This window comes from Neisseria sp. RH3002v2g, from assembly GCF_014596425.2.
Taxonomy (GTDB): domain Bacteria; phylum Pseudomonadota; class Gammaproteobacteria; order Burkholderiales; family Neisseriaceae; genus Neisseria.
Genome location: NZ_CP110721.1, coordinates 1,285,340 through 1,301,717 on the forward strand (window position 1 = coordinate 1,285,340; position 16,378 = coordinate 1,301,717).

General features: G+C 48.4%; 17 protein-coding genes and 1 pseudogene. 7 read left to right on the forward strand and 11 right to left on the reverse strand.

From position 1 onward, the window contains the following. Positions 1–53: 53 nt before the first annotated feature. The gene (locus BBP27_RS06130) at positions 54–692 is read left to right on the forward strand and encodes a bifunctional 4-hydroxy-2-oxoglutarate aldolase/2-dehydro-3-deoxy-phosphogluconate aldolase (RefSeq protein ID WP_188211400.1); all 639 of its coding nucleotides are present in this window, start codon (positions 54–56) and stop codon (positions 690–692) included. A 104-nt stretch (positions 693–796) separates the two neighbouring features. Here BBP27_RS06130 and BBP27_RS06135 read toward each other — a convergent pair whose 3' ends face one another. The 8 genes and pseudogenes from BBP27_RS06135 to BBP27_RS06170 form a co-directional block, all read right to left on the reverse strand. After that, on the reverse strand, positions 797–1,165 hold the full coding sequence (locus tag BBP27_RS06135; RefSeq protein ID WP_107723591.1) for a hypothetical protein: 369 nt from the start codon (positions 1,163–1,165) through the stop codon (positions 797–799). Positions 1,166–1,233: 68 nt separating this feature from the next. Then, a complete protein-coding gene (locus BBP27_RS06140) occupies positions 1,234–2,844 on the reverse strand; it encodes an NAD(P)-binding protein (RefSeq protein WP_188211399.1) in 1,611 nt (536 codons plus the stop codon). A 66-nt stretch (positions 2,845–2,910) separates the two neighbouring features. Continuing rightward, entirely contained in the window at positions 2,911–4,602 is a 1,692-nt protein-coding gene (locus BBP27_RS06145) for a DUF4178 domain-containing protein (protein ID WP_188211398.1), read from the reverse strand. Positions 4,603–4,766: 164 nt separating this feature from the next. Then, positions 4,767–5,351 carry a hypothetical protein gene (locus BBP27_RS06150; RefSeq protein WP_223168897.1) on the reverse strand — a complete coding sequence of 195 codons (585 nt, stop codon included), beginning with the start codon at positions 5,349–5,351 and terminating at the stop codon, positions 4,767–4,769. Between the two features lie 25 nt (positions 5,352–5,376). Next, a complete protein-coding gene (speD, locus tag BBP27_RS06155) occupies positions 5,377–5,760 on the reverse strand; it encodes an adenosylmethionine decarboxylase (protein ID WP_188211397.1) in 384 nt (127 codons plus the stop codon). Further along, positions 5,757–5,903 (reverse strand): hypothetical protein, encoded by a 147-nt coding sequence (locus BBP27_RS06160; protein ID WP_162837292.1) that lies wholly within the window; start codon positions 5,901–5,903, stop codon positions 5,757–5,759. The genes speD and BBP27_RS06160 overlap by 4 nt, the downstream gene beginning before the upstream one ends. Before the next feature lie 4 nt (positions 5,904–5,907). After that, positions 5,908–7,425, reverse strand: a pseudogene (locus tag BBP27_RS06165) (DUF4178 domain-containing protein); the annotation flags it as partial. A gap of 161 nt (positions 7,426–7,586) precedes the next feature. Next, positions 7,587–8,600 carry an SPFH domain-containing protein gene (locus BBP27_RS06170; protein ID WP_188211395.1) on the reverse strand — a complete coding sequence of 338 codons (1,014 nt, stop codon included), beginning with the start codon at positions 8,598–8,600 and terminating at the stop codon, positions 7,587–7,589. A gap of 430 nt (positions 8,601–9,030) precedes the next feature. Here BBP27_RS06170 and BBP27_RS06175 point away from each other — a divergent pair, with 430 nt between their 5' ends. Further along, positions 9,031–9,861, forward strand: a complete 831-nt coding sequence (locus tag BBP27_RS06175; RefSeq protein WP_188211394.1) for an outer membrane beta-barrel protein — start codon at positions 9,031–9,033, stop codon at positions 9,859–9,861. 189 nt (positions 9,862–10,050) lie between these two features. Here the strand turns inward: BBP27_RS06175 and BBP27_RS06180 are convergent, their stop codons facing one another. Further along, positions 10,051–10,449 carry a DUF350 domain-containing protein gene (locus BBP27_RS06180; RefSeq protein ID WP_083324968.1) on the reverse strand — a complete coding sequence of 133 codons (399 nt, stop codon included), beginning with the start codon at positions 10,447–10,449 and terminating at the stop codon, positions 10,051–10,053. 204 nt (positions 10,450–10,653) lie between these two features. On the opposite strand from BBP27_RS06180, the gene BBP27_RS06185 reads away from it, so the two are divergent. Then, positions 10,654–11,406: a CPBP family glutamic-type intramembrane protease gene (locus BBP27_RS06185; RefSeq protein WP_188211393.1), complete on the forward strand. Its 753-nt coding sequence runs from the start codon at positions 10,654–10,656 to the stop codon at positions 11,404–11,406. A gap of 73 nt (positions 11,407–11,479) precedes the next feature. Here the strand turns inward: BBP27_RS06185 and BBP27_RS06190 are convergent, their stop codons facing one another. Beyond that, positions 11,480–11,827 carry a cupin domain-containing protein gene (locus BBP27_RS06190; RefSeq protein ID WP_188211392.1) on the reverse strand — a complete coding sequence of 116 codons (348 nt, stop codon included), beginning with the start codon at positions 11,825–11,827 and terminating at the stop codon, positions 11,480–11,482. 174 nt (positions 11,828–12,001) lie between these two features. On the opposite strand from BBP27_RS06190, the gene BBP27_RS06195 reads away from it, so the two are divergent. Continuing rightward, the gene (locus tag BBP27_RS06195; RefSeq protein WP_188211391.1) at positions 12,002–12,892 is read left to right on the forward strand and encodes a DMT family transporter; all 891 of its coding nucleotides are present in this window, start codon (positions 12,002–12,004) and stop codon (positions 12,890–12,892) included. A gap of 18 nt (positions 12,893–12,910) precedes the next feature. Continuing rightward, positions 12,911–13,267 (forward strand): SpoIIAA family protein, encoded by a 357-nt coding sequence (locus tag BBP27_RS06200; RefSeq protein ID WP_003686136.1) that lies wholly within the window; start codon positions 12,911–12,913, stop codon positions 13,265–13,267. 155 nt (positions 13,268–13,422) lie between these two features. Here BBP27_RS06200 and argS read toward each other — a convergent pair whose 3' ends face one another. After that, entirely contained in the window at positions 13,423–15,141 is a 1,719-nt protein-coding gene (gene argS, locus BBP27_RS06205) for an arginine--tRNA ligase (protein WP_188211390.1), read from the reverse strand. A gap of 153 nt (positions 15,142–15,294) precedes the next feature. On the opposite strand from argS, the gene BBP27_RS06210 reads away from it, so the two are divergent. Both BBP27_RS06210 and BBP27_RS06215 read left to right on the forward strand, forming a co-directional pair. Continuing rightward, entirely contained in the window at positions 15,295–15,831 is a 537-nt protein-coding gene (locus BBP27_RS06210) for an isochorismatase family protein (protein WP_188211389.1), read from the forward strand. A 13-nt stretch (positions 15,832–15,844) separates the two neighbouring features. Then, a complete protein-coding gene (locus BBP27_RS06215) occupies positions 15,845–16,345 on the forward strand; it encodes a GNAT family N-acetyltransferase (RefSeq protein ID WP_188211388.1) in 501 nt (166 codons plus the stop codon). The last annotated feature ends 33 nt before the right edge of the window (positions 16,346–16,378 follow it).

Sequence of the window (16,378 nt, forward strand, 5' to 3'; positions counted from 1 at the left end):
CTGAAACCATGTTAACGACCCTATTACGATACAGTCCCCAACGGAGACCTAAAATGTCTAAACTGACCCCTCGTGAAATTCTGACTGCCGGCGCAGTTGTGCCGGTAATGGCGATTGACGACTTGAGTACTGCCGTCGATTTGTCCCACGCCCTTGTCGAAGGCGGCATTCCCACCCTCGAAATCACCCTGCGCACCCCTGTTGGCCTCGACGCCATCCGTCTGATTGCCAAAGAAGTGCCCAACGCCATCGTCGGCGCAGGTACGGTAACCAATCCCGAGCAGCTCAAAGCCGTCGAAGACGCAGGTGCGGTTTTCGCCATCAGCCCAGGTTTGCACGAATCCCTCGCCAAAGCCAGCCACGACAGCGGCATCCCCCTGATTCCCGGCGTTGCCACTCCGGGCGAAGTCCAACTGGCTTTGGAACACGGCATCGACACACTCAAACTCTTTCCTGCCGAAGTCGTTGGCGGCAAAGCCATGCTCAAAGCCCTCTACGGCCCTTACGCCGACGTGCGCTTCTGCCCGACCGGCGGCATCAGCCTGGCAACTGCTCCCGAATACTTGGCACTGCCTAATGTCTTGTGCGTCGGCGGCTCATGGCTGACTCCGAAAGAAGCCATCAAAAACAAAGACTGGGATACCATCGCCCGTCTGGCTCGCGAAGCTGCCGCTTTGAAACCAAAAGCCTAATTAGGTTATAAGGTTAAAAAAGAAAGGCCGTCTGAATATGATTTCAGACGGCCTTTTTTTACTGCAAGCATACGAATCAAGCATTATTCGGCTTAATATTTATCCTAACTGGCAGCATTAACACACAAAGATTCAATCTTACCTGCTCTCGGGAAGCGGATGGTGTAACGTCCTTTTTGATCGATTTCGGCAAAGCTGAAGCGGTTTTCAGGCGCATCACCATCAGCCCCTACTTCCAAAGCAATCCGTTTGCCTTTCGGGTCTTTCACAACGACACCGGGACTGACAGGCGCGAATGAAAGCACTAAACCGGCATCTGCCGAACTATTAAAACCATACACTTGGCCACGTTTAACCTGTAAGGGTTGGTCAATGCAGCCTGTTTCGTTCAGAGGCAGCATTTTTTCAGCAGAGGCAAATGCCGCGCTCCCTAACCCTAAGGCAACAATCAGAGAAAAGCTCAAATATTTCATATAGTTTCCTTTTAAAATTGAAATTTGAATGTAAACAGAAATTTAGCCGAATATACGCCTCATTCTAATTATCCTTTTCCCAACACTTTCCGTGCCGCTTCCACACCCCAATACAAAGCCTCTTCAAATACCGAATAACTGCTTAAATCACTGTGTGCGAACAGCAATCCTCCATTTCGGTTTCTGATTTTTAATAAAGCCTCATCGCTTAAATAGCCGGGTTTCGGCACGCTCATGCCATGCCCGCGGACGGTAATGTCAACATGGGAAACGTGCCGCCAAAAGCCTTCGCCGTAAGCGGTAAGCAGATCTTGAGCGGCAAGCTGGAGCAGCTCTTCGTCGCTTGCTTCAAGCAGCTGGCGGCGGACGGCTTGTGGCGTATCGTGATTGAGCGCGGCGTAGGCGGTAAAAATCGTACGTTCAGGACGGGCAACCCGGATAAACTGGTTGGTCGCAACAACATAGCCTAGCCCTTGACTGCCGTAAACCACATTGTCCCACGCAAGTTCGCTGTTGTTTTTTTCTTTCGGGAAACTGTGCAGTTCAAAATTGGAAACCAGCCATGGCGCGTATTCGGGGATGTCCAGACCAAATTGTTCAGGAGATTCAATAACACGGGCGGCAACCATCAGCGGCATGGCGGAGATAACGTGTTGCGAGGTAACGGCAACGGTTTCCCCTTTTGCATTTTCACGCAGCCACACTTCAATCCAGCCGTCTGAAAGCGGTTTGATTTTGACGGCGGAAGCATTAATTGAAGCAGGTTTCTCCAAACGGATACTATTTTCAGACAGCCATTGCCAGCCTTCCTGCAAACCGGCATGACGGCGCAGGCTTTCAGAAAGATGTGCCAAACCTTCGGGCCAAGTGAGGACGGTTTCTGCATTGTTGCGGGCGGCAAAATAATGCAGTCCGGCAAAGGCAGACACTTGCGCGATGCCCTGTCCGTAATCGTCGCGGCAACAATAATCGAGATACCAAAAAAGCTCGGGCGAGTGGTAACCTTCTTGCTCAAGCCATTGTTGAAACGTCAGATGATCGAGCTTTCGCCATGTCTCATCTGCCGATGACAGCGCAATCGGAATAGCAAAAATTTTCTTACCGTCATCGCCGTAAGCCTGTTTCAGACGGCCTATCAAATCAAAAAACCGTTTGGAATCCGCATCTTCTTTCGGCAATAAATGTTCCACCCATTTATCCTGATATAAGAGGCGCGATTCGGGCGCATAGACCAAATCGGTTTCCCTAAAGCTGCCATCCGACTGCAAAATACCGAAATCCGCCAACATCTCGCGCACATACACGCTTTCTTTCGACGGCAAAGCCAAATAATGTGCACCACTCGGCGCTTTCAGGCCGTCTGAAGACGTATAGGCGGCATTGTTGCCATTACGCTCAAACCCTTCTGCCAACAATACATCGCGGTGATTATGCTTCGCCAAATACCACAACGCCCCCAAACCCGCCGCACCGCCGCCGAGTATCAACGTATTGCATTCATAACGACGGGTCGGCGGACTGAGCAATTCCCCATCGCGCAACAAATGCCCCAACGGTAAGCCGACACGGTTAATAGAAACCGGCGGTTTGCGGTTGAGATATTGGTAAGTTTGCCAAGAAAAAGCAGAGGCAGCGCCAAGCGCGGCGGTATAGCTGAGAAATTGACGGCGAGTTAGCATGTTTTATAAAAAGGTCGTCTGAAAAATAAAAGTAAAACGGTACAATGAAGCTAAACAGATCTCACGTTATTTATGCCCTGCCGAATAACCATGATAGGAGCTGCCGGAATGCGATGAGTCGCTGTCTTCCGTTTTGACATAGTTGAACAAGACGGTAAGGAAAATGATGAAAGCAAAGAAAATAATCGTCCCCACCCGTTCTTCTTCGTAATCACGATCGTTTTTATATCTGTCAGAAATCCATATCCATACCAACGCACACAGACTGACCACTATGCCGACAGGGCTACGTAGGTGCGGCGACAGCCAGGCCGGAAGGTTGACAATGATAAGAATCAGCATAGCAATGATACGGGCTACATTATCTCTACTCCCAACATTTCTATTGTCGCCCTTTAGCCAGTAAGAGAGCATCTCCTTAGTATCAAAAGACAGGCCGAATGCCTTTCTCATTTGACGGTAAGACACAGGACTGCTTTTACTCCAGACAATTTCATCCTTGCTCTGCTCGGAACACAGAATGACATTCCGGCCATAACTTTTCTTGCCGCTATATTCCTTGTAATGAAGCAAATCGCCTTGTTTGACTTTCCAATAAAAAGCGCCAGCCGCTGCCTCGACCTGACCGCGGTAATGATCAATCAACATTTCACCGGCAGGATTGCCACTTGAATCAAAGTCCGGCCATGTGTGTAAGGTTTCTGACAGCCGCCAGCGTTTTCCAGACTCAATCAGCCAGGCAAACCCTCGTTGAGTGTTATAAAGCAGATATTCCGTCCAGTATTCGGACTGATTTTGGTTATAGGACGATATTTCGGCAAATCTTACAGCCCCGATAATCAGATATTCTGTATCGTTCAGACGGCCTTTCGTACCAATGGAAAGCGTAAACAGGTTTTCTTGTTCTTTCCTTTGGACATTTGCCTTCATCAACGCAACAGTATCTTTTGTCGTGTTCAAACTGCTGCCGCAAGACTGACACAAAAGGAAAGAAGTAACACCACTTGGCCAATGGACAGGAGCGCCGCAATGAGGACAGTTTTCAGAAAGAATCTCTCCTTTCAGACGGCCTGCACTTTCACGGATTTCATCATCACTACGCTTATTTTCCAGCTTCAAACTGTCCAAACTGACTATGCGTCCGAAGTAGGAGTCCATTGGAAAAGTCGAATAATCCAAGGTCAAAAACAAATTGCCCCGTCGCCAGTCGCAAACCTCGCCTGTCGCTTGATTCCCAGATAGGTTAAACGGCAACTCGCCTTGCGCATCAGTATTACGGTAATGTATGGTGCGGACGTCTGACGCAATAAAAGTTTGGCCATTAAAGATCAACGAACTGGAACCGGCTTTCACCGACTTAAAATTTTTCGGCCCCCGTTTCCTCTTCTGGGCAAGCAAACATGTCATCGCATATAAATCGCCAACCTCGGAAAGCCAGCCGGTCTGCCCGTCATCAAACAAAACATACCATTCATTCCATGCGCCGACATCGTAATGCACCTGCAATCGCCCAATCAGCGTAAATTTCCGATCATCAAAAACGCCTCTCGTTCCAATCTGTAACGGACTAAAATCCTCCAGCAACGCAGAATCACGCCCAGAATTGGCAACAAAATATCCGCTCCTCCCCTTACCGCTTCTAGCAACCAGCATACTGTGACAATGGCCACACACCAGCGTCACGGCAGTAGCGGAATATGCCTCTACAGGCGCACCACAGCTTGGGCAATCGGTTTTAAAAAAAGGCGTTTTTTCCATATAACGTCAATATTTCAGTTTAATCAGCACAAGGTTTAAGGCCGTCTGAAAACGGATTGAATATGCTTTCAGACGGCCTGTCTTTTAATAAAGAATAAGTTAAATCTTTTTTCTTGATTGTTCTGCCATATGATGAACTTTGTTTTCTTTAACTAAAGCCAAGTTTACTGATCGGCAAAAAATTGTACATCTCTCTCTTTTGCCCATCCGGTCGGGCAAACGCCTTTTGCGACAATAAGCAACTGACCTTCATCATCAACATGAGTGGAAAGACGACATTTTTTGCCTTTGGGCGGTTTGATTTTCCATTCAGTCGGGAAATCGGTAGGTTTGGTGCAGTTGTCAGGTAGGCTCATATCATGGCAACTGATTTGGTTTTCTTTGATTGCCAAAGGTACTTTTTTTACTTTTATCCAAGAGTATCCTTCTTCGGTATTTTTGTTGTCATTACCGACAACGCAAAGGTATTGCATATGGTGCAATTTAGCGATTGAAGATGCCTTATCGTCCGGTTGAGCTTGCAGGGATGCGCCTTGGTTATTACTGACATAAACTTGATTACGGCAATACTCGGTACGATCATGTGTTAATTTTTTTGCTTCGGCACTTTCTACTCCTAGCAAAAACAAACCTGCAAGCAAGTAAATAACCAATGGTAAACTTCTGTTTCTCTTCCAATCTTTTATTTTAAGCATTTTGTTTAAAAGCCTTTTTATACAAAATTTGTTATCTAATTTACTATCAGCCAATTTTTTTCAGACGGCCTGACAGATTTTATTGTTCAACCGATGGTTGTATATCGTCCAATATACTTTCGCCACGTTGTGCAACCGTCCAAACCGCCCTTTCCGCCGCCAACCCCCTGCACAACACTTCCTTCACTTTTTCCAATTTCATACCGCCGCAGATAAATGCGTCTATGGCGGCAAAGCGGTGTTCAGGCCAAGTATGGATACTGATATGAGACTCGGCAAGCAGTAAAACGCCGGTTACGCCGCCTGCGCCGCCGAAGGTATGGAAATGTTCGGTCAATATGGTGGCTTCTGCGGCTTGTGCAGCAGCTGTCAAAGCGGTTTTCAGACGGCCTTCATCTTTTAAGATGGCTTCATCGCAGCCATATAAGTCCAATAGGCCATGATTACCGGGCGCATGGGTCATTTATGGCCTCCGGAATAACCGCTGCCGCCGTAATAGCCGCCGGAGTGCATACGCGAGCCGTCGGAGTCGGAAGAGCCGTAGCTGATGATCATGGAGATGACGATGATGATGGTGCTGAAAATGATGTAAGTGATTCTTGACATATTAATCCTCGTCCTCGTCTTTTTTACCCATGCTCCACAACAACCAGCATCCTACAAAGATGACGGTAAGTGCGGCAGAACTGTCGCCGGTCAAAAGCGCAGGGAGGTTGACGACAACCAAGATGGCGGTCATTATCATTCTTAATGATTTATCAATGCCGTCCGCCGCCATGTTTGCAGTGTAATGCGGAGCTTGGCTGGTCAGATTAAACGCATCTGCAATTTCCCGATAAGCAATTGGGGCACTTCTAGTCCATGCCATTTCGTGATTGTTTAGTTCGGAGCCAAGCTTACGGCTTTGTCCGTCTCGGTAATCGCTGTAATAGTTCAAATCACCGTTTCGGACACGCCAATAAAACGCCCCGCTGGCAACCTTAACCTGTCCGCCATAGTCATAAAGTTTGCCATAGCCTTGCGGTTGGCGGTTGCGGTCGAGGCGCGGCCAATCGTTCAAGGTTTCGGAAATATTCCAACCTTCATCAGATTCAACCAACCATAAGAAACCCTGTGTAGGGTTGTAAAGCAGATACTCCGTCCATTGCCCTTCCGGTGTCAGTGTATGCTTGGCATTTTTGAACAAGTTATCAAATGTTTCCTGCGCATCTGTTTCTAAATATCGGATTGCGCCGATAACATGAAATTCTTTATTTTTCAGACGGCCTGTCGAGCCGACAGGCAAAGTAAACATCGTATTTTGTGACAAACGCAGATTATTGGCGGTAATAAGCTCCGCTTTATCTTTGCCGACTGCCAATTCACTGCCGCAACTTTGACAGTTCAGATGAGAAGTCAGACCGTTCACCCAATGAATGGACGAGCCGCAGTTAGGACAATTTTCTGAAGTAATACTGCCTTTCAGACGGCCTGCGCTTTCTTTAATTTCATCTTCGTGGCGCGTGTTTTCCAGCTTCAAATCATCTAGGTTTACCATCCGCCCGAAGAAGGCTTCAGGTGTTTCGCTGCTGTAATCGAGCGTGATGAAAAGGTTTTCGCAACGCCAGTCGGAAACCCGATTTTCTGTATCCTCTTTCAAAACAAACGGCAACTCACCCTGCGCGGCCGCATGTTTCAAGCTGATGTTGCGGACATCGGAGGCAATATAGCGTTTATCTTGAAAAATCAGCTCGCTAAACCCGGCTTGCGTGTCTTCAAATCTCGGTGGACTATCGATTTCGACCGGCATGGTCATCACATACAAATCGCCCGCCTCAGAAAGCCAACCGGCCCTGCCGTCGTCAAACAGCGCATACCATTCGTTCCACGCGCCATCGTCGTATTGCACCTGAAGCCGTCCGACCAAGGTAAAGCGTTGTGCGACAAATGTACCGCTGGTTCCGATTTGCAGCGGACTAAAATCTTCCAGCAACGCGGAATCGCGGCCGGAGTCGACAACGCCGTTATCTTTCCGCACCAGCATGCTGTTGCAATAGCCGCACACCAGCGTCACGGCAGAAGCAGAATGCGCTTCGACAGGCGCGCCGCAGCTTGGGCAGTCGGTTTTGAAGAAAGGAGTTTGAGACATGAGTTTGCTTTTTCAGGATGAGTTGGGATGTTTCAGACGGCCTTAACGTTTTTGAAGTCGGACAGGCTTAATCAAATCATTTGAAAGGCCGTCTGAAACCTTTTCACAGAAGCAGCTCAACGCTTCTTTTGAATGATATTTTTCAGACGGCCTTCAATTGATCAACCAATCAGCTGTTTCAACACTTCAGCCTTGGCTTTGTCAAAATCTTCTTGCGAAATCAAACCGCCATCGAGCAAAGACTTGAGTTTTAACAATTTCGCCTGCGGATCTTCGGCAGCCGGCTGAACATTTTGCTGAGCCTGTTGCGCATTCGGCTGCATCATGCCAAACATGGCACCCGCCATCGCCTGACCAATACCGGCACCCACGCCCAAACCTGCACCGATTCCGGCAAGTCCGCCTTCATTTTGTGCCGCAAGCGGGATGGATTCGGCGGTTTGATATTGGGTGTAGCGTCCCAAATCGCCGATAACGCCTATCGAAATTTTCTTATCCAACGCAGCCTGGATAGAAGCAGGCAAGGAAATGCTTTCAACCGTAAAGTTTTCCAGCGCCAAACCCAGCTTGGCAAATTCCGCACCGAGCAATTCGCCAATTTTTTGCGACAGCAAAACTTGGTTCGCAGCCATATCCAAAAACGGAATACCGGAGCTGCCAAATGCAGCCGCCAATTGGGTGACTGCAATATTGCGCAGCTGGTTTTCCAAATCTACGCCGCTGTATTGCGCCGCCACACCGCTGACTTCTTTGAAAAATTTTGCCGGATCGCTGATGCGGTAAGAATACATACCGAACGAACGCAGTTGCACCGCGCCAAACTCGGCATCGCGTACGGTAACAGGTTGGGACGTACCCCATTTTCGTGCAAGCTGTTGTTTGGTATTGAAAAAGTAAACGTCAGATTTAAACGGAGATTCAAAGAGCTTGTCCCAGTTTTTCAAGTTGGTCAACACCGGCAGCGTTTGCGTATTAAGCGTGTAACGCCCCGGACTGAACACGTCGGCGGTTACGCCCTCATCGACAAACATCGCCATCTGCGCCTCACGCACAGTCAGGCTCGCACCGTTTTGGATCTCCTCATCGGCAATCGGAAAACGCCACATCAGCAGGCTGTCGTCAGGATTCGGCCATTGGATGACGTCGATAAACTGTTTCTTGATAAAGTTGAACATCGCAGTTCCTTATTTTAAGAAGAAGGGATAACTTATGGGCAGCCAGGTCAATTTGCCTGGTCGGTTATATCACTTATTTTATATAAATAGAATGTCATACGATATTAACATTCAAAATGTCTTTATGCATGGGAATAGAGTGGGTGGCTGCATATACTTTTATCGCAAACCGAATAATAACTATAGAAATATTAACTTATTGAAAATTCGAAATTAAACCTCTTGCGACTCAGTTTTACACGTTTTCCAGGTTTTTTTATCCATACTGTCTCATAAAAAAGACAAATATTTACGATAAATCATTAAAAAATATAATAAGAGCAAATATATTACCCCATCGGCATTGTTAATATTCATTAAATATTATAAACTTTGCCATGCAATGGTACTAAATTATCACACTGATTTTTCCAAACTAAAAGGAATTTACATGAAAAATTCTGCTCATTTCTGTCTTGCTGTATTGGCACTGTCTGCTGCAGTAAGCGCACAGGCTGCCCGCCCTGTTGAATTTACCGTTGGTAGCGAATATTACAACGAAACCTATCGTGAATATGAAAAAGATGGCAGTCGCTTAATGCAACAAAAAGGCAATCTTTGGTCTATTAATGCGGGGGTTAAATACCGTTTCAACGATCGCCATGCGGCAAAATTGGAAGGCCGTTATTCCCGTGGTAAATCAGATTACACAGGAAGTTTCCAAAATGGATTTGGTGAATCCACAGGTTATGGTTCTGCCACACTCAAAGATGCCCCACGTCGTGCATACGATATCCGTGCCTTATATGAATATACACATCCGATTAATGATCGCTTCAGCCTGACTGCAGGTGCAGGCTTGGGACACCGTGTTCTGAGAGATTTGAGCCGACGTGTCGATCCTGATGATTATGACCGCAAAAACCGAACTACATATGCGCAAATCAATGCCGGTGTGAATGTTGCCCTTCCTGCAAACTTTGAGATTTCTCCTCGTATTGCCTACAATCGTGCCGTTAAGGGCCGCCAGTATTCTTACGAGCCAGATCGAGAAGAAACCAGAATGAAACAAGGTGGCGGACAAGGTATTGAGGTTGAAGTACCTGTATCTAAAAAATTCGCTAACGGTTCTAAAATCACCCTAACCCCGTTCTATCGCGGCTGGAAAGTCAAAGATTCAAACTTCACCATTACAGAAGACTATGGCTTCGTTCAATTGGGCGCGATCGAACCTAAAAACCGCACCCGAGAAACAGGTGTAAGATTGCAATACTCATTCTAATTTAACGAAGTAGTTAAAACGTTTCAGACGGCCTTGTATATAACAGGCCGTCTGAATTTTTTGATGCCTCCCAAATCTCATCATTCCCTAATACCATCAGACATAAGACATTATCCGTCAAAAAAATCTACCGCTGTTTTTTCCAGACAAGATTTGAGATGAGTACATCTTTTGCGATCAAGCCCAAAATTAAGTCAAACAAGCAGCGTTCAAAATGCCAATCGAAATGGACACTGCGCCAAATAACGCGCCGACGGCGACATTGTTGCCGATGAGTTCTGCGGTAGCTCCTTTAATCATCATGGTGGCGGCGAAATAGACAAAAATCTGAATTACGGCTGCGGCAAGGGCCCACAGGATAAAATCGATGAAGCTGACGCTGTGGGCAATGCTTGACGCCAGTGTCAGACAGAAACCGACCAACGCGCCGCCAAATGATAAGGCGCAGGCAAGGTTGCCGTTTTTAATCAGGCGCAATTCTTCAACGGGTGTAATCCGCAGATATACGGCAGCAAAAACAACAGTCATGGCGATACCTACCAACATATATTGCAGGTAGAGCAGATATTGGGACAGAGAAATACTCACGATAAGATTCCTTGGTTTGCAATAAAGTGATTATGCCATATTTTTGAAGACAAACCCTTTAGAAAATACGGCATTTTGGAAGCACTTCAGGCCGTCTGAAACAGCCTGATTTTTAATTCATGTTTTATTGTGATAATTGTTGACGATTTTTGTATATTTATGTAACTATTGCGCACCGCTATTTATTAGATTAAAGAGGAGAATATGAGCATACTCGCCACCATACGCCCCAAAGAGCCTTTGCGCCATCTGCGCTGGTTTGATATGCTGATTGTAACCACTATCCTGTTCGGTCAATTTGCCTACCGCTCCACCCAACTTTATATCGCCAGCCTGATGCCGCAAGTGGAAACGGCCGCCGTTGCCGAAGAGGCACGCGATACTGCGGTAACCGGCGTGGCTTATTCGGAAAACATGAGCCTGCAGTTGACACTGCTTGCTATTGCTTTGATTTACCTCATTATCCGCCGTTTCGACTTCAAACAATTGCCGATTCGTTTTAATTTAGGCGTGTTGTTTTGGACGCCTGTGATTTTTATCCTGATGGGCTTAACCGCCGATGCGGTAACTTCATTAAGCGGCGGCTACAATTACTTTACCACTGAAATCTTCCAATACATCAAACCATTATCCATCTTCGATAAATTTGCCGCCCTTGCGCCGATGGCCATCCTCTACGGCCTTTTAAACGGATTTTATGAGGAATTCTGTTTTCTCGGCCTCTTGACCTGCGTGGAAGACAAATACAAATGGCAGGCATTAGCCTATTCGACCTTGGTGCGCATCTCCTTCCATACTTACCAAGGCATGCTTTGGGCAACCGTTATCGGCGTCGTTTTCGGCTTGATGTACTACTTCTTCTACAAATACAAAGTCAAAAACCTGCTGCCGTTTTTCCTGATTCACGCCTTGGCAGATATCTTCGGCTCCGGCTTCATCTATTTGATTTGCGCTTAATGGCAACGGTTGACTGAATAAACAAGGCCGTCTGAAACATCATTTTTCAGACGGCCTTTTATCATCTATCGGCTTACTTAATCAACGTAATCGCCACATCCGCATTTTCCGTTGCAACGGCCTCAATCACGACATCGCCGCCAAACCGCAACACCGAGCCTGCGCCGACCGTATGTTTTTCCTTCTGATTCAAGGTTACGTCAAAGCTTCCTTTTCCAACGGCAAAAATCAACGTTTTAAAACCCGGATGATCGTGCGGCTTAATCTGCTCCCCTTTTTTCATGTCTTTCTTAACGACCATGTAATTTTCACCGCTGAAAATCTTACCGTTTTCAGAAGAAACCTCTCCCAAAGGCGCGGCAGAAACGGCAACGGAAAACAAAGCGGACAGCAATACGGCAGCAATATTGGCAACTTTCATAACAAGCCTTTCTTGAAAACAGGGTCTCCATTCTACAAAAACCCACTATATTGTTCAATAATAATTCTCATTTCTTAATCTACAGGCCGTCTGAAACCCAACGATATTTTTCAGACGGCCTGATTGGCCTGTATAATATTCTCTTATTAATAAAACCGCTTTACATACCATCAAATGGAAACCGTCAGAAAAGATCCGCTCGGCTCGGCATGGATGGTTATCGCCGCGCTAGGCTTTACCGTCATGAACCTCTCCATCAAAGCCGCCTCAACGCAATTCGGCTTTTCCAGCGGCGAGCTGGTCTTTTGGCGCATGCTGGTCTCCACCCTGTTCTTAGGCATCATGGCCAAAGCGCAAGGCAACACGTTTTCCACGCCGTATTGGAAAACCCATCTCAACCGCAGCGTCATCGGCACTCTTGCCATGATGTGCACGTTTTATTCCGTCATGCATCTGCCGCTGGCAACAGGCGTCACGCTCAACTACACCTCCTCCATCTGGCTGGCCATTTTTTCATTCTTCATTTTAAAAGAACGGATTACGCTTTATACCCAAGCCATTTTGGTTATGGGCTTTATCGGCGTTATCCTCTTGCTCAACCCCTCTTTTCAAGGCGGACAGGAGTTTGCCGCGCTGGTCAGTTTGGCAGGCGGCGCCATGTCGGGCTGGGCGTATTTGCAGGTACGCGAACTCTCGCTTTTGGGCGAACCGGGCTGGCGCGTGGTGTTTTACCTCTCGCTTACCGGCCTGATTATGGGCGCAGTCTGGAGCACCATCACAGGCTGGCATCCGCTGACCGTCTCTTCCCTGCCCTATCTGGCCGGCATCGGCATCTCCGCCATGATTGCCCAACTGGCTATGACCCGCGCCTACAAGGTCGGCAAGAAATTTACCGTTGCCTCGCTTTCCTACCTGACCGTCGTTTTCTCCGCCCTGTCCGGCGTACTGCTTTTCGGCGATAAAATCACTTGGCAGGAAGCCGCCGGCATGGTTATCATTGTTGCAGGCGGCGTGTTCAGCAGCTTTACTCCGGCCTCAATCAAAAAATTTCTGATGAAGCAATAATTTAACAAGGAGAACACCATGATTTCCATCCGCGAACAATCTTACGGCTTAAACGTAGCGCTGTACAACGAGTTCACTTTGGACGATTTCCGCCAATTGGAAGAAGCCTTGTTGGCCGCAAAACAAAAAGTCCATCTGCCCGACATCCTGTTGGACTTGTCCATGTTGAAAGACTTCACCATCGATATGGCAGTCGAACAAATCAAATTCCTCAACCAACATGAAACCGACTTCGGCCGCGTTGCCGTCATTACCGACGACATCTGGATCAAACTCGGCGCGCGCCTTTCCAGCCTCTTGACCAACCAACATCCCAAATATTTCAGCGACGCCACTGAAGCACAGGCTTGGTTGTTAGCAAGCAATTTGAAATAAAGATAAGGCCGTCTAAGCGCATTACCTGAGCAAATTCAAAACCGCTTAGGTTCAAACAACGGTATCACAATATTTTTCAAAGCATAAAAAAGGCCGTCTGAAACCTTGCAATCCGCAAAGTTTCAGACGGCCTTTCATCGTTTTCATTCAAAAACTTACATCACATCCAACACATCAATACCCAACAACTCCAAGCCTTGTTTCAGCGTGTCGCCGGTCAGCTTCGCCAGTTGCAGGCGGCTGTTGCGGGTTGCGCCCTCTGATTTCAAAATCGGGCAGGCTTCGTAGAAGCGGCTGAACAAGGTGGCGATTTGATAGAGGTAGGCGGCGAGGTAGTGCGGATACACGGTATCTGCCACGCTTTGCAGTACGTCTTCGAATTTCAGCAGCTCGGCGGCCAGTTGTTTTTCCAAAGGTTCGGTCAAAACGGTTGGCGTGGTTGCGTCCCATTCGCCGGCTTTGCGGAATACGCTTTGCACGCGTGTGTAGGCGTATTGCAGGTAAGGAGCGGTATTGCCTTCAAACGAAAGCATGGCGTCCCAGTCGAACACATAATCGCTGGTGCGGTTTTTGCTCAAATCGGCGTATTTGACTGCGCCGATGCCGACGGTTTTGCCGATTTTAGCGGCTTCGTCTGCGCCCAATTCAGGATTTTTCTCTTTTACCAAAGTGGTGGCGCGCTCGACGGCTTCGGTCAGCAGGTCAACCAGTTTTACAGTGTCGCCGCTGCGCGTTTTGAACGGCTTGCCGTCTTTGCCCATCATCGTGCCGAAGCCGATAAACTCGGCTTTTGCATTTTCCGGCAGATAGCCTGCTTTGCGGGAGGTGGTAAAGAGTTGCTCAAAGTGCAGGGCTTGGCGGTGGTCGACGACGTACAGCAGGCGGTCGGCTTTCAGACGGCCTATGCGGTAGCGCAGGCACGCCAAATCGGTGGAAGCATAAAGGAAGCCGCCACCTTGTTTTTGCACGATAAATGCGGCAGGTTCGCCCTCTTTATTTTTAAACTCGTCCAAAAACACGACTTTCGCGCCATCGTCTTCGACTGCCAAGCCTTTTTCGACCAAATCATCGACCACGGGCTGTAAATCGTCGTTGTATTTTGATTCGCCCGCCACGTCTTCGGGGCGCAGTTTCAGGCCCAGTGTGTCATAAACGGCTTGGGCGTGCGAGAGCGAAATATCGACAAACTGTTTCCACAACGCCAACACGGTTTCATCGCCGCCTTGCAGCTTCACAACATATTCGCGCGCGGTGTCGGCAAAGGCTGGATCTTCGTCAAAACGTACTTTGGCGGCGCGGTAAAACTGCTCCAAATCCGCCAGCTCGAACGCGGCATTGTCTTTTTGCTGCTCGACCAAATAAGCGACCAACATACCGAACTGCGTACCCCAGTCGCCGACGTGGTTTTGGCGGATGACGGTGTTGCCCATAAATTCCAACACGCGTGAAATGCTGTCGCCGATGATGCTGGAACGCAAGTGGCCGACGTGCATTTCTTTGGCCAGATTGGGCGAAGAGTAGTCGATAACGACGGTTTGCGGTTTGTCGGTTTTCGCTATGCCAAAACGCGCGTCGTTCAAGGCCGCGTGAATGTTTTGGGCAAGAAATTCGGGGCGCAGGCGCAGGTTGATAAAGCCCGGGCCGGCGACTTCCGCGCTTTCAATTACGGCGTTGTCGGCCAATGCTTCGGCCACTTTTTGCGCCAATTCGCGCGGATTTTGTTTGGCTTTTTTCGCCGCACCCATCACGCCGTTGATTTGGAAATCGCCGTGTTCGGCGTTTTTGGTCGGCTGCAAAACAACGGGGCTGTCGGCGATGCCTGCGGCGGCAAAGGCGGCGGCGGCTTCGCGTTCGACGGTTTGGTATAAATTCATGTTGTCGGTCTCTATCAATTCAAATCAGGCGGTATTTTAAAAGAATTTCGGGCTTTAAAACAGGGCAAGCTGCAATACTTTTCCAGCGGCTTGTTATATGATTGCATTCTGATTCAACGATTTTGCTGTAAAGGCTGTCTGAAAGGAAAAGCCATGAACCCCAAAAATACGCTTTGTCTGATTGTCGATATTCAAGAACGCCTGCTGCCCGCCCTTTCCGGAGCGGACGAAATGTTGGAACGCTGCCGCCTGCTGATTCAGGGCTTGACGGCTTTGGACGTACCCTTTGCCGTAACCGAACAATATCCGAAAGGTTTGGGCAACACCGTGTCCGCCGTATCGCTGCTGTTGCCCGAAGGCACGCCTGTTGTCGAGAAAACCCGATTTTCGGCGTTTTTGCCCGAAATTCAGGAAATCTTACGCAAAAACGACATTAAACACGTTATTTTAGTGGGCGCAGAAGCGCATATCTGTATGCTTCAGACGGCCTTGGATTTGAAAGCGCAAGGTTACGCCATATCCCTGCCTTTCGAATGCACCGCCTCGCGCACAACAGCCAACCGCGACAATGGTTTGGCGCAAATGAGCCGTCAAGGCATTACCGTTTCCAATGTCGAAAGTATTTTGTTCCAACTGCTCGGCGATGCCAAACATCCGGCCTTTAAGACCATCTCCAAATTGATTCAATAAAAGGCCGTCTGAAATGCAATACACCATCCGCCCTGCCCTGCGCCAAGACTTGCCCGCCATCGTCGATATTTACAACAGCACCGTGGCCACGCGCCAATCCACGGCCGATTTGTCGCCGACCACGGTTGCCGAACGCGAAATGTGGTTTGCCGCGCACACGGACAAACGCCCGATCTACGCCCTTTACGATACCGACGGCACCGTATTGGCCTGGGGCAGTTTCAGCGACTACCATCCGCGCTACGCCTACCACATCAGCGCGGAAGTCAGCATTTATGTCCGCCACGATATGCGCGGCGCAGGTGTGGGCAAAATCCTGTTGCGCCATATGCTCGAACGCGCGCCGTCCTTAGGCATCCGCAACGTCATCGCGCTTGTGTTCGGCCACAACTATCCGAGCCTGAACCTGTTTCACCGTTTCGGTTTTGAAGAATGGGGGCGGCTGCCGCAAGTCTGCGATTTGGAAACCATGTTGGCAGACGTGGTGATTTTGGGTAAAAGGATTGTGGATTGATTACGGCAAAGGCCGTCTGAAAACTGAATTCAA

What these genes read in the sequence shown, in the direction of transcription:
- BBP27_RS06130 (WP_188211400.1), top strand. Translation starts at nt 54, where the DNA reads ATGTCTAAACTGACCCCTCGTGAAATTCTGACTGCCGGCGCAGTTGTG.
- BBP27_RS06135 (WP_107723591.1), bottom strand. Translation starts at nt 1,165, where the DNA reads ATGAAATATTTGAGCTTTTCTCTGATTGTTGCCTTAGGGTTAGGGAGC.
- BBP27_RS06140 (WP_188211399.1), bottom strand. Translation starts at nt 2,844, where the DNA reads ATGCTAACTCGCCGTCAATTTCTCAGCTATACCGCCGCGCTTGGCGCT.
- BBP27_RS06145 (WP_188211398.1), bottom strand. Translation starts at nt 4,602, where the DNA reads ATGGAAAAAACGCCTTTTTTTAAAACCGATTGCCCAAGCTGTGGTGCG.
- speD (WP_188211397.1), bottom strand. Translation starts at nt 5,760, where the DNA reads ATGACCCATGCGCCCGGTAATCATGGCCTATTGGACTTATATGGCTGC.
- BBP27_RS06160 (WP_162837292.1), bottom strand. Translation starts at nt 5,903, where the DNA reads ATGTCAAGAATCACTTACATCATTTTCAGCACCATCATCATCGTCATC.
- BBP27_RS06170 (WP_188211395.1), bottom strand. Translation starts at nt 8,600, where the DNA reads ATGTTCAACTTTATCAAGAAACAGTTTATCGACGTCATCCAATGGCCG.
- BBP27_RS06175 (WP_188211394.1), top strand. Translation starts at nt 9,031, where the DNA reads ATGAAAAATTCTGCTCATTTCTGTCTTGCTGTATTGGCACTGTCTGCT.
- BBP27_RS06185 (WP_188211393.1), top strand. Translation starts at nt 10,654, where the DNA reads ATGAGCATACTCGCCACCATACGCCCCAAAGAGCCTTTGCGCCATCTG.
- BBP27_RS06190 (WP_188211392.1), bottom strand. Translation starts at nt 11,827, where the DNA reads ATGAAAGTTGCCAATATTGCTGCCGTATTGCTGTCCGCTTTGTTTTCC.
- BBP27_RS06195 (WP_188211391.1), top strand. Translation starts at nt 12,002, where the DNA reads ATGGAAACCGTCAGAAAAGATCCGCTCGGCTCGGCATGGATGGTTATC.
- BBP27_RS06200 (WP_003686136.1), top strand. Translation starts at nt 12,911, where the DNA reads ATGATTTCCATCCGCGAACAATCTTACGGCTTAAACGTAGCGCTGTAC.
- argS (WP_188211390.1), bottom strand. Translation starts at nt 15,141, where the DNA reads ATGAATTTATACCAAACCGTCGAACGCGAAGCCGCCGCCGCCTTTGCC.
- BBP27_RS06210 (WP_188211389.1), top strand. Translation starts at nt 15,295, where the DNA reads ATGAACCCCAAAAATACGCTTTGTCTGATTGTCGATATTCAAGAACGC.
- BBP27_RS06215 (WP_188211388.1), top strand. Translation starts at nt 15,845, where the DNA reads ATGCAATACACCATCCGCCCTGCCCTGCGCCAAGACTTGCCCGCCATC.